Below are 12,389 nucleotides of genomic sequence, written 5' to 3'. Positions count from 1 at the left end.
AGCCAAGCCAAGCCAAGCCAACTAGGATTACCCGGAGCCACTTCAGGTAATACCAATACCCAAGCCTCAAGGTCAAGGCATATAGCAAGCCGAGTTAATTACCAAACCTACCGTATTAGTTTAAGACAAACAAAAATAGGAAATACCAAAAAATCACTTAACCGACATAAATCTATTATCCCGGATGGTAAATATCCCTGCAGACCCTTTGATATTCACCATCTATTACCAAGTCATGTGAAAAATCCTTAACATTTTGCAGGGCAATATTCATACGGCGCTCTGCATCAACTAGTTTTCCTTGCGCACAGAAGGCCTTGGTCAGGTTCAAATTTGCAAAACGGTGATTTGGTGAAATAGCAAGTGCTTGCTCAAGATAAGAAATTGCAGTTAGATACTCACCCTTTCTAAAGTAGGAATAACCAGTATAATTAAGAGCATCTGCATCATTTGGCTTTGTTTCTAAAACCTGCTTAAAGTCCTCTGCAGCTGCATCAAAATCCTTGCTAATTAGGCTCTTTTTTCCGTTTGCGATCAGAGAAATATATTCATCTGCCCTAGCTGAAATTTCCTGTCCATCAGACCAAACCTGTTGAGCCTCGGCTGTTGAGGAAGCTTTAATTTTTTCAAACAAAGGTGATGTAACCTCACTGGGAAACGTAGCAATCATCACATTGCGAATAGCAATCTGTTTTTCAGTGGAGCCGGAGAATATAGCTTGTTGATTTTTAAATACAAAATCGACTGCTTCAAACTTCCACTTTCTATCATTTTCAAAATGTATTCTATCGAGCTCCTGCTGTTTCTGTGATGTAGCTATTTGAATTTCTTTTTCTTTTATCTTATTTGAAACATTTGAAGCAGTCAGTGCCAATATTGAAGCTATAACCGTACCAAATACCCCAAGGAGAGGGGCGGCATATTTTTTTGAAAATGAACCCTCTAGTAGAACACGCTTTTCTTCTAACTTTAGTTTTTCTAACTCAATATATACTTTTTGTTGTTCAAGATTTCTTTCCGAAGAATTATTTGTATCCATCACAACCACCCATAATTATCATATCTATAAGACTTCTGTTAACCCAACCTATATACAGTTCCAACGATAGATAAGTTTTTTACAAGTAGTTGTAAATCGATACTTATGAAGGTTTCCTCACAAATTGGCAATAAGTAATCTGAGCCAGATTACAGACTGGACTCACCAGTCTATTCCCAAACCCGCCACGACCGTTCATACTGCCAAAACTTAAGTGAACGAAATTTACTTAAAAGTCACTTAACTGCTGATTACCTGCCAACACAACGACAACAGCTGCTTTCAGGAGTGGGATATGTCATCAGCACAGGCACTGGACACCCTGATCAGTCATCCCCGCCCGATGACGACGGTCACCGCCGACGGCGTCACGCTGCACGGTATCTTCTACCCCGCCGCTGAGCCACGCAGTACGCCCTCGGCCGTACTGATCTGCAGCGGCACCGGTATCAAGCAGGGCTTCTACCGCAGCTTCGCCCAGTGGCTGAGCGAGCGCGGCCACGACGTGCTGACCTTCGACTACCGCGGTATCGGTGCCTCTCTGCACGAAAGCCATGTTCGCCACAGCAAGGCCCGCAAGCAGGACTGGGGCCAGCAGGATATCCCCGCCATGCTGGAATGGCTGGCCCGCGAATCCGGGCTGGAGCAGGTGACGCTGTTCGGTCACAGTGCCGGAGGCCAGTTCACCGGGGTGATACCCAACTACCGGCGTATCGCGCGGATGGTCGGCGTGGCGTCCTCCACCGGCTATATCGGCTATTCGCCGCTGCATTTCCGCCTGCTGGCCGGTGGCCTGCTGAAGCTGTATATGCCACTGGCCAACGGCGTGCTGGGCTACACGCCCTGTCAGTGGATCGGCTGGGGAGAAGACTTGCCACCCGGTGTGGCGCGGCAGTGGTCACAGTGGTGCAGCAGCCCGGGCTATGTGGCCAACGCCCTCGGCACGGACATTCAGCAGGATTACCACCAGCAGCTGCAGCTACCGATGACCTTTATCCATGCCGTCGATGACCCCATCGCCACCCGCGGCAACGTGGCTGATCTGACCCGGCTTTACCCCGCCGCCCAGATCAGGGTACAAACCCTGATACCTGCACAGCACGGCCTCAAGCATATAGGGCATATCGACTTTTTCCGCCGCAGTCATCAAGGGCTGTGGCCGCTACTGGCCAAGGCTATCGAGGAATAGATGATGAGGATGGGTCGCCAGCGGATAGGTGCGGTTCGTACCTATCCGGCCTCCTTGTCGAGTCATGCAGCGGATAGGCCCGCCGCTTGCGACTACCGCAGTCACCGCCGCTCGGTAAGCCGCCGCCAGAGTGATCCAGACGCTGCTCACGCCAGCAGACGGCCAACGACGGCGGCCTCCAACCTGAATGGCGGGGTGTAACCATCCGGCAACTGCCCTACAATGGCTGGCCTTTGCCTGCCTGAGCAAAACACCGGCAGAGACAGGATAACCGGGGGAAACATGGACGACCTGATCGCCACCATCACACAGCTGACCCAGCAGCAGAGCACGCTGCCCTTCGCGGTGTACTCCTCGTTTCATGAGCAGACGCTGGTCAACGTGCCGATTGCCAGACCCTTGCTGATCTTTGTCCTCAGTGGCGAGAAGGAGCTGGGCAGGGAGCCGCGCTCGCGCTGCCAGAAGGGGGAGTTTGTCTTTCTGTCTGACAGCTATGCCATCGACATTCGCAATATCCCCAGAGACAAACCCTACTTCGCGCTGATCCTCGAATTCGATGCGGCTGACTTCAGTGACCTGCCCACCATCGTGGAGGACAGGCTGGCGTACTTTATCGGTACCACCGGTCTGGAACTGCAGCAGTGGCTGCAGCAGTTTGTGCAGATTGCCAGCTGGGCCCCCGCAGCCATGATCGCCCTGCGCAAACGCGAGCTGCTCGCCCTGCTGTTTCATCTGGGCTATACCGCCGTCACCCGGATGAAAGGCAAACCGACGATCAGCCAGAAGATCAACGACCTGTTCCGGGCCAACCGTTTTCAGGACATCAGCGTCGAGGATCTGTGTGCCCGGCTGGCCATGAGCGACTCCACCCTGCGGCGCAAACTGCGTCAGGAACAGACCAGCGTAATGGCCATCAAGGACCGCGCCCGTCTGGGCCACGGTCTGCATCTGCTGCAAACCACCGACGACAGCATCAATCTGATCTCTGACCGCTGCGGTTATCAGTCGCAGTCACGCTTTACCCAGCGCTTCAAAGCTCAGTTCGGGCTGACGCCCACGGAGCTGCGCAAGACCCGCAAAAGCAGCGTGGAGCCGCCGCCCTGAGCCTGCGCGCAGCAGAGTGTGAGTCTGTGATCAGGGACGCTGATAGAGCGCCTCCAGCGTCGCCGACCCCAGTGCATTGGCCTTCACCATATAACCGGTCAGGGCAGCGGAGGCGTTCTCCGGCAGTTCCAGCGTGCTGGCCAGCGCATAGACAGTGAACTGATAGCGGTGTACACCCTGCCCCTGTGGCGGGCAGGCACCACCAAAACCCGGCTGACCATAGTCATTGTTACGCTGCACCGCCCCGGCAGGCATCAGCTGTCTGGCCGGATCACCAGCGCCGGTCGCCAGACTGCTGACCCCGGCAGGAATGTTCACCACCTGCCAGTGCCACCAGCCGCTGCCCGTTGGCGCATCGGGATCATAGGCAAACACCGCAAAGGCTTTCGTGCCTGCCGGTGCGCCTGACCACGACAGCTGCGGTGACAGGTTATCGCCACTGCAACCAAAGCCCTGATATTCCTGACGGCTGGTCAGGGGCTGGCCATTGGCCATATCGGTGCTGGTCAGTTCAAATGCGCCTGCATTCGCCGCTACGGCGGCCAGCATCATTGCCGGGAAGGCCATTCTGGCTGCGAAAGTGCTCATAAAACGCTCCATGGATACCAGTGAAAGAAGGCGTTTATGCTAACCAGCCGCAGGCGGGTAAATTATCCGCAAAACAGCCAGTTTTTAGCCCTTTTCCTTCAAGTTATCCCCCGCTCTTCTGACAGGAGACCCCGTCATGATGCCTTTTGGTCTGACTGCAGCGCAGTTCCAGCGGCGCTATCGCACGGCACTGGAACAAGCGTCTGCCCAGCTGATCAGCCAGTTACGCGCGCTCCTCACCCTGCCGTTGCCGGATGCCGTCCGTGAAGCGGAAGTACAGCTGTTTTTCAACGAAGATGGCGTCGATATTCCTTCGGCGTGGATCTACTTTCAGGGCAAAAATAACAGGGTGGACAATGCAGACCCGGGCATTTTCCCGGGGCGATCCATGCCGCTGTCTCTGGGTCTCGATGAGATGGAAGCGTTTGACGAGCGCTATCTGGACGATGAGTCCATGGGTCTCGGTCTGATGGCTGATACCGTCAAGGCCTGGTTTGCTGAATGCTGGTGGAAGGCAGGTGGCTGGAGCTATGCCATTCCCTGTCAGCTGTCCGTGCATGATGGCTGGGGCGATGGCAGTACCATCGCCCTGTCAGAGGGCCAGTAACACCGCGAACCCTGAATACGCCTGCGTTTATGGCGCAGGCGTGGTCAGCCGCGGATAGCCCGCAGGCTCGCGGGTATCGATGGGTTGGCCCCGCTGCCAGCCGCCGCCCACCGCCTTGTAGAGATCCAGCGCAGCAGTAAGACGGCTGAGCTGGATGTCGACCAGACTGGACTGGGCACTGAACAGCGTGCGCTGGGCATCCAGCACCGCCAGCAGTTCATCTGCCCCTTCGCGATAACGCAGCTCCGCCAGCCGCAGACTGCGCTGTGACTCTGCCACAATCTGCCGCTGCAGCTGTTCCTGATCAGCGGTCAGCCGGGTATTGCCCAGCGCATCTTCCACTTCTTTCAGCGCCGTCAGCACCGCGCTGCGGTAGTTATCCACCAGTTGCTGCCGACGGGACTGGCTGATCGCCACCTGACTGCGCCGCTGGCCGCCATCAAACAGACTCTGGGCCAGCGACCCCGCCAGACTGACGCTGTTGGCCGGATTAGCCAGCGACAGCAGGGCCGCGGTGGAAACGCCCAGCGATGACGACAGCTGTACACTCGGCAGCAAGGCTGCGCGGGCCGCCAGCACATCGGCGTCGGCCGCGGCCAGATCGGCTTCAGCGCTGGCCAGATCGGGCCTGCGTGTCAGCAGCTCACTGGGTAAGCCGGCACTGATCGCTGGCGGCTGCAGGGCATCCAGAGCCAGATGCTCCGTCAGCATCGCGGTCTGCGGGGTCTGCCCGAGCAGGATGGCCAGCGCACTGCGGGTCTGCCGGGCCCTGACCCGCAGCGGCAGCAGTGCCGCCTGCTGGTTGAGCACGGTATTGCGCTGCTGACTGACATCCAGCGCCGTGGCCATGCCATTGCGGAAACGCGCATCAACAATCTTCATGACCCGCGCAGCAATCTGCAGGTTGTCCTCGGCCAGCCCAATCTGCTTGTCCAGCGCCAGCACGTTGAAGTAGGCCTCCGCCACCGCACTGGCCAGACTCAGGCGGCTGGCCTGATAGTCAAAGCGGCTGGCGGCCAGACTGGCCTGCGCGCTGTCTCGCGCTGCTGCCAGCCTGCCCCACATATCGACCTCATAACTGATCGCCAGACCACCGCTGGAACTGCGGCTTTGCTGGCTGTCGCCAGCACTGGATTCACTGCGGCGCCAGTCGCTGCCCAGCGACGCACTGACGCTGGGAAACAGCGAAGCACCCGCTACATTGACCGCCAGCTCAGCCTGCCGCACCTGTTCCAGCGTGCTGTGCAGATCCGGGCTTTGCGCCAGCGCCTGAGTGATCAGCTGATCCAGCTCGGCGGAATGAAAGCCCTGCCACCACTGCTGCTCCAGCACACTGCCCTGCGCCTCGTCCGGCTCCTGCCACTGCGCTGGCAACGCCATCGCCACCTGCGTGCGGGGTTCGCTGATCACACAACCGCCGAGCAGGGTCAGGCTCAGGGCCAGCGCACTTAGACGCAGAGGGCGCCCGTTGTGGCGAGCCATGCCGGTGATGGCGGAAGAGACGGTGGATAACGCACGCTGACTCATGGACATACTGCCTGTGGATAAAATAGTCATCGCCCTGCCCTCATTCGCTGGCCAGTGCCACGACCGGATCAAGGCGGGCGGCCTTGCGTGCTGGCAGATAGCCAAACACCAGACCGGTGGCAAAGGCACAGCCAAAGGCCAGCACCACCGGCAGCAGGGAGAAGCGAATGGAGGTTCCGAGCGCATCCAGCAGAGCCGCTACGCCGAGGCCACCGGCCACACCGAGCAGCCCGCCGAGGGCCGACACCACCATTGCTTCGATCAGGAACTGCTGCTGGATATTGCCGGTGCGGGCGCCCGTGGCCATACGAATACCGATTTCGCGGGTACGCTCGGTGACCGACACCAGCATGATGTTCATCACTCCGATACCACCGACCAGCAGCGAGATGGCGGCGATGGAGCCAAGCAGGACGGTCAGGGTGTTCTGCGTCGCCGAGGCGGTCTCGATGATCGAGGCCATATTGCGAATCTGGAAGTCTTCCATCTGATGACGCTCCAGCAGCAGCTTGGACACCGCCGCCTGGGTATCGTCGATCTGCTCGACATCCTCCGCCGCCACCGTGACATTGCGCAGATACTTCTGTCCGAACAGGCGCAGGCTGCCGGTGGAGTACGGCACAAAGATCACATCGTCCTGATCCTGCCCCATCGGCGAGGCGCCGCGCTCACTCATGATGCCGATCACCTGAAACAGGATGGAGTTGAGCATCACGTACTGGCCCAGCGGGTCGCTGTCGGGAAACAGCGCCCCGGCCACGGTCTTGCCCAGCACCGCCACGGTGGCGTACTGCGCCTCATCATCACTGGTGAAGAAGGTGCCTTCCGCCAGCGGCCAGTTGCGCGCCAGCGTGAACTGGGCAGAGGTGGCATTGGTTTCGGTGGAGTGATCATTGCCCCCGGCACGGGCGGTCACGGTGCCGGTCAGTTCGGGGATCACCGCCAGCACATTGGGCAGCTCGTTGATGGCCCGCACATCGGCCTCCACCAGCGTCGCCACCGTGCTGCGGCCGCGCTGATTGGGCGCGCCCGGACGTACCAGCAGCAGGTTGGAGCCCATGGCGCTGATGCGATCAATAACTGCCTGTTTGGCGCCGTCGCCAATGGCCAGCATGGTGATGACCGAACCGACGCCGATGACGATACCGAGCAGGGTCAGGACGGTACGAAAGACGTTGGCGTGCAGCGCCCGCAGCGCCATACGGGTGGCCTCGGTGATGTCCACCAGTGGCCTGCGCTGTTCTTCTGCCGGGCGAAAGTCACGGCTGACGCCCTTCTGACGCGCACCAGCATCACCAAGCGCATGGAGGTGAGTGTCACCGAGAGCGTGCCGGAGAGAATCACTGAGAATATGGCCGTCGCGAATCTCGATAATGCGGTCGGCATGTTCGGCCACCTGACGGTCATGGGTGATCAGAATGACGGTGTGGCCATCGGCCGACAGCTGCTGCAACAGCGCCATCACGTCTTCGCCGCTACGGCTGTCGAGCGCACCGGTCGGCTCGTCGGCCAGAATGATCTGGCCGCCGTTCATCAGCGCCCGGGCGATGGAGACCCGCTGCTGCTGACCACCGGACAGCTGACTGGGGCGGTGATCCTGCCGGTTTTCCAGCCCCAGCGAGGTCAGCAACTCAGCCGCCCGCTGCTGACGCTGCTCGGCAGGCAGGCCGGTGTAGATCGCCGGCACCTCGACGTTCTCCCGCGCGGTGGCGGTGGCAATCAGGTTATAGCTCTGGAACACGAAGCCGAAGGACTCCCGCCGCAAGCGCGCCAGCTCATCGCCCTGCAGGGTGGACACATCTTCCCCCCGAAAGCGGTACTGGCCACTGCTGGCCTGATCCAGACAGCCGAGAATATTCATCAGGGTCGACTTGCCCGAACCGGACGTACCCATGATGGCGACAAACTCACCAGCATGGATCTGCAGGTCGATGCCATGCAGCACCTCGACCTCCAGATCACCGTTGCGAAAGGTCTTGGTAATGCCCTGCAGAGCAATCAGCGGCGTGCTCTGCGGGCTGGCCGCCGTGACGACGGGGCGGGAGGAGGTCATCTGGCTCACAGGCGCATCCTCGATTCCGGCCCGCCTGCGGGGGCACCGGCACCACTGCGCTGACCACTGCGACTGCCACCGGCGACATTGGGCAGCAGCACCTGCTCACCCTCATTCAGACCCGACAGGATCTGCGCCTGAATGCGGTTGGTGACGCCCACTTCGACAGTGCGCTCTTCCACCGAGCCATCAGCCTTCAGCACCCTGACTCTGGCCGGATGCGGACGACCGCCACCGGCCATCCCTGCACTGCTGCGCTCGCCACCGGCCATCGGTGCTGATGCTGGGGCTGCCTTGTCACCACTCCTGCCTGCACCGTTACCAGCTGCCGCACCTTCGCGCCGGCGCGGCGCACTCATTTCCAGCGCCGCCGCTGGCACCAGCAAGACATCACGGGCGGCAGCCACCACAAAAAATACCTGCGCGGTCATCTGCGTCATCAGTGCGCCACGCGGGTTGGGGACATCAAACAGGGCGTTGTAGAGCACCACATTGTTGGTCACCGTCGGCGTCGGCTCCACCTTGCGCAGGGTGCCTTCCCAGCGCCGGCCCTGACTGCCAAGAGTGGTGAAGTACACCGGCATGCCGACCTTGAGTTTGCTGATGTCCGCTTCCGACACCTGGGTCTGGACGGTCATGGTCGACAGGTCGGCAATCTGCAGAATCACCGGCGCCTGCTGATTGGAATTAAGAGTCTGGCCTTTGCGCGCCGAGATCGACACGACCGTACCGGACATCGGTGCGTAGATACGGGCATAGCCCAGATTGGCCTCATCACCGCGCAGGGTCGATTCGGTCTGGTCGATCTGTGCCTTCAGCGCTTCGATCTGTGCCTTGGCCGAACGCAGCTCAGCCTCTGCGGTCTGGAAGCTATCGGTCGAGGTGGCCTGCTCGGCCAGCAGGTTTTTCTGGCGTTTGTACTGCAGCCCCGCCAGCGTCAGCTGTGACTGCTTTTCTTCCAGCTGGGCTTTCAGGTTGCGCAGCTGTGCACGGCTGGAGTCGACCTTGGCCTGCAGTACGGTGGGGTCAATTTCCGCCAGCAGGTCGCCTTCCCTGACCTGATCTCCCACTTCCACATGAATGGTGGTGAGCTGGCCGGACACCTGCGCACCGACATCGACATAATCGCGGGGCTGCAGGGCACCGGTGGCGGTCACCAGATTCTCCAGATCACCACGCTGTACCGTGGCGGTCAGCTGGGCATGCTGCTGACTGGCGGGGGCCTGATAGTAACGCCAGCCACCATAACCGCCTGCCGCCAGCAGGATGGCCAGGGTCAGACCCGACAGCCAGGGGCGACGGGGCGTGTGTTTACTGTTGGTCTTGCTCATCAACCGCTACTTCCTCAATCCGGCGACGCGCCAGAAATGCTGCTTTTGCTGCTATTTCTCCGTTGCCGTAGGCCTCACCCGGCCAGCAACTGCGAAGGCGTCTCATTTAACCTTTGCTTACGGTTAATTTACAGCGTCCATGCACATTTCCCGCCAGTGCTTTATGACACGGCGTTGCACAGGCGATGTCCTGTAAGCCGCTGTCACCCAGCCACTCACAGCGGCCAGCGGGCCACGCAAACAGACTATGGATATAAAAAATCGGTATTTATTGGAATAAGAGATTCAATTTATATTCCAAAAACGCAATTTAGCTGATTAATCCTTGAGCAACAGCTGATTCCCCGGTGGAAGACAGACGCAAAGGACGCCCCTGTTCCTGCAGCAAACGGACGGACACCATGAACCTGCAACAACTTCGCATCGTCAGAGAGACCGCCCGTCGTCAGTTCAATCTGACCGATGTGGCCAACGCGCTCTACACCTCACAGTCAGGGGTCAGCAAACACCTCAAGGATCTGGAAGAAGAACTGGGCGTCGAGCTGTTCGAGCGCAAGGGCAAGCGCCTGCTCGGCCTGACCGCGCCGGGTGCCCAGCTGCTGGGGATGGCCGAACGCATCCTGCTGGAAGCGGAAAACATGAAGCGGCTGGCACGCCAGTATGTGCAGCAGGATGAAGGGCGGCTGGCGATTGCCACCACCCATACTCAGGCACGTTATGCCCTGCCGCGAATCATCAAGGCGTTCAAGCTGGAATTCCCCAAGGTCCATCTGGAACTGCACCAGTGCGGCCCTGATGAAATCGTCTCGCTGCTAAAGGCTGGTCAGGTCGATATTGGGATCGCCACCGAGGCACTGCCCAACGAAGGCAACGCCTTTGTCTGCTTCCCCTTTTACAGCTGGCAGCATTCGGTGGTGGTGCCGCGCGAGCACCCCCTCACCCGGCTGAGTCAGCCGACGCTGGCTGATCTGGCCGACTATCCGGTGATTACCTATCACGACGGCTATACCGGCCGTACCCGCATCGACGCAGTATTCTCTGATGCCGGGCTGACACCCGATGTGGTGATGTCGGCGGTGGATGCCGACGTGATCAAGACCTATGTCGAGCTGGGCATGGGCATCGGCATCATCGCCTCGATGGCCTACACCGCAGAGCGCGACACCCTGCTGCAGCGCCTGCCGGTAGAGTCGCTGTTCAGCCTCAATACCACCCAGATTGCCCTGCGCCGTGGCCATTTTCTGCGTCAGTACGCCTATCGCTTTCTCAACTACTGCAGCGATGAACTGGATCAGGACAGCGTGCAGCAGGCGCTGGCCAGCGCCGAACCGGGACAGCGCGGATAGCCCCGGCAAACATAGAGCGGATAGCTCCCTGTAGACATAGAGCGGATGCGGATAAGCAAAGCAGAATTTCTTGGTTCGACCACGCGGCTGCCCGTCCTAGAGTGGACTGCGGACTCAGCCGGGAAGGACGACCCCATGAAAGCCAGCACTCCGTTCAGCGCCAGACAGTACGACGCCCACTGCCATCACTGCCGCGGCACCGTGATTGCGATCCGCCCGGGCCCGGCACTATCGGCACTGCAGCTGCAAACCCGCGACGGCATCGTCAGTGCGCTGGTGTCCAGCCGCCAGCTGGAGCGTCTGCATATTCGCATCGGCAGCCGGATTGAAGGCCTGCTGCGCCACGGCAACCTGCTGCTGGCAACCCATTGACTGCTCTGCCGTACCTGTCGGTGACGTGCGAGCCAAGGAGAGAGTGATGACCCCTTACCACTATCTGATCGTGCCCGGCTGGCAAGGTTCGGGCGAACAGCACTGGCAAAGCTACTGGCAGCATTATCTGCCCAACTACCAGCGCGTCGAGGTCGCTGACTGGCAGCAGCCACAGCGGCAGGACTGGGTGCCCGCGCTGGATCAGGCCATTCGCCGCTGCCAGGGGCCGGTCATCCTGATCGCCCACAGTCTGGGCTGCATCAGCACGGCTCACTGGGCAGCAACAGCCAGTGCCAGCCAGCGGCAGAAGGTCAAAGGCGCCCTGCTGGTCGCCCCAGCCGATGTCGAGCGCGCCGGTTGCCCCGAGGCACTGCGGCCTTTTGCACCGATTCCGACCGCAGCATTACCGTTTGCCGCTCAGGTGGTGGGCTCCAGTAATGACTACGCCGCCAGTGAAGCCCGCGCCCGCGAACTGGCCGGGCTATGGGGGGCCGACGTGGCCATTCTGCCCGGTGCGGGCCATATCAACGTCGCCTCCGGCCATCATCGCTGGTCCGAAGGACTGGTCTGGCTTGATCAGCTGGAGCAGCGTCTGGATCAACAGCGCAGCCCCTGGCAGCGGATGGCGTCGTGAACGTGCCTGCAACTCCCCTGCTCACCCGGGCGCATCGGCAATGACGGGGAGAAGCATTTCGCAACCCGCTGTTCCGTTCACTTTTTCACCTTCATCGCTATACTGACCCGCAACCTGCAAGGGCGCTGACCACAGCGCCTGTTCTGACCCAGTTAGCGGAACCCTGATCATGACCCTGCTGCGAACCTCCCTGCTGTCTACCGCGCTGCTGAGTGCAGCCCTGTCCCTGTCGGCCCATGCCGATTCCGACGCCTTCAAGAAACTCAATTACGACGACTCGCGCACCGCGCTGGTACTGGTGGAGCTGGGCGGTCAGTGCAACGTCAATGCCCGCGAGCAGGACGACAGCTGGATTCAGGCCGCTCTGGCCACCAACAAGGGCCCCATCTCCGCCGCCACACAGGCGCTGCGTGAAGACAAACCCGACAAATATATGGATGCCCTGAAGCATCTGCAGTGCCCGGCGCAGTAAGCCACCCGCACAATAGAAAACGGAGCCCATGAGCTCCGTTTTCTATCTGGCAGTCATACGGCGATTCACTTCGTTCACCACACCTTACATCACTGCACCAATCCCTCCGTAGATACCATCTCTCCTA

Annotated in this window: 12 protein-coding genes; 7 read left to right on the top strand and 5 right to left on the bottom strand. The window is 59.8% G+C overall.

All coding sequences use genetic code 11. The features are described from left to right. Positions 1–175 precede the first annotated feature (175 nt). Complete coding sequence (locus WH50_RS24345) at positions 176–1,039, bottom strand: tetratricopeptide repeat protein (RefSeq protein WP_110189915.1); 864 nt, start codon at positions 1,037–1,039, stop codon at positions 176–178. 295 nt (positions 1,040–1,334) lie between these two features. Between WH50_RS24345 and WH50_RS24340 the strand changes: the two genes are divergently transcribed. Together WH50_RS24340 and WH50_RS24335 are read left to right on the top strand one after the other, a co-directional pair. Next, complete coding sequence (locus tag WH50_RS24340) at positions 1,335–2,228, top strand: alpha/beta hydrolase family protein (protein ID WP_110189913.1); 894 nt, start codon at positions 1,335–1,337, stop codon at positions 2,226–2,228. A 282-nt stretch (positions 2,229–2,510) separates the two neighbouring features. Next, the gene (locus WH50_RS24335; protein ID WP_110189911.1) at positions 2,511–3,332 is read left to right on the top strand and encodes a helix-turn-helix transcriptional regulator; all 822 of its coding nucleotides are present in this window, start codon (positions 2,511–2,513) and stop codon (positions 3,330–3,332) included. A 30-nt stretch (positions 3,333–3,362) separates the two neighbouring features. Here the strand turns inward: WH50_RS24335 and WH50_RS24330 are convergent, their stop codons facing one another. Continuing rightward, positions 3,363–3,920: a YbhB/YbcL family Raf kinase inhibitor-like protein gene (locus WH50_RS24330; RefSeq protein WP_207780472.1), complete on the bottom strand. Its 558-nt coding sequence runs from the start codon at positions 3,918–3,920 to the stop codon at positions 3,363–3,365. 136 nt (positions 3,921–4,056) lie between these two features. On the opposite strand from WH50_RS24330, the gene WH50_RS24325 reads away from it, so the two are divergent. Beyond that, on the top strand, positions 4,057–4,527 hold the full coding sequence (locus WH50_RS24325; RefSeq protein WP_110189909.1) for a hypothetical protein: 471 nt from the start codon (positions 4,057–4,059) through the stop codon (positions 4,525–4,527). 27 nt (positions 4,528–4,554) lie between these two features. On the opposite strand, the gene WH50_RS24320 is transcribed toward WH50_RS24325, so the two are convergent. From WH50_RS24320 to WH50_RS24310, 3 genes are read right to left on the bottom strand one after another with little or no spacing between them, the layout of a single operon-like run. Then, positions 4,555–6,084 (bottom strand): efflux transporter outer membrane subunit, encoded by a 1,530-nt coding sequence (locus tag WH50_RS24320; RefSeq protein ID WP_207780471.1) that lies wholly within the window; start codon positions 6,082–6,084, stop codon positions 4,555–4,557. A 10-nt stretch (positions 6,085–6,094) separates the two neighbouring features. Further along, positions 6,095–8,107 carry a MacB family efflux pump subunit gene (locus WH50_RS24315; RefSeq protein ID WP_110189917.1) on the bottom strand — a complete coding sequence of 671 codons (2,013 nt, stop codon included), beginning with the start codon at positions 8,105–8,107 and terminating at the stop codon, positions 6,095–6,097. 5 nt (positions 8,108–8,112) lie between these two features. Continuing rightward, positions 8,113–9,438, bottom strand: a complete 1,326-nt coding sequence (locus WH50_RS24310; protein WP_110189907.1) for an efflux RND transporter periplasmic adaptor subunit — start codon at positions 9,436–9,438, stop codon at positions 8,113–8,115. Between the two features lie 401 nt (positions 9,439–9,839). Here WH50_RS24310 and WH50_RS24305 point away from each other — a divergent pair, with 401 nt between their 5' ends. From WH50_RS24305 to WH50_RS24290, 4 genes are all read left to right on the top strand, one after another. Next, positions 9,840–10,784, top strand: a complete 945-nt coding sequence (locus WH50_RS24305) for a CysB family HTH-type transcriptional regulator (protein WP_110189905.1) — start codon at positions 9,840–9,842, stop codon at positions 10,782–10,784. A 135-nt stretch (positions 10,785–10,919) separates the two neighbouring features. Further along, a complete protein-coding gene (locus tag WH50_RS24300) occupies positions 10,920–11,156 on the top strand; it encodes a hypothetical protein (protein WP_104156936.1) in 237 nt (78 codons plus the stop codon). A 46-nt stretch (positions 11,157–11,202) separates the two neighbouring features. Next, positions 11,203–11,790: an RBBP9/YdeN family alpha/beta hydrolase gene (locus WH50_RS24295; protein ID WP_110189903.1), complete on the top strand. Its 588-nt coding sequence runs from the start codon at positions 11,203–11,205 to the stop codon at positions 11,788–11,790. A gap of 169 nt (positions 11,791–11,959) precedes the next feature. Continuing rightward, positions 11,960–12,262 carry a hypothetical protein gene (locus tag WH50_RS24290; protein ID WP_104152597.1) on the top strand — a complete coding sequence of 101 codons (303 nt, stop codon included), beginning with the start codon at positions 11,960–11,962 and terminating at the stop codon, positions 12,260–12,262. Positions 12,263–12,389: the final 127 nt, after the last annotated feature.

The sequence above is a fragment of the Pokkaliibacter plantistimulans genome, from assembly GCF_003194385.1.
GTDB lineage: Bacteria > Pseudomonadota > Gammaproteobacteria > Pseudomonadales > Balneatricaceae > Pokkaliibacter > Pokkaliibacter plantistimulans.
Note: the sequence above shows the minus strand (reverse complement) of the source record. Positions and strands in the feature narration are given on the sequence as shown.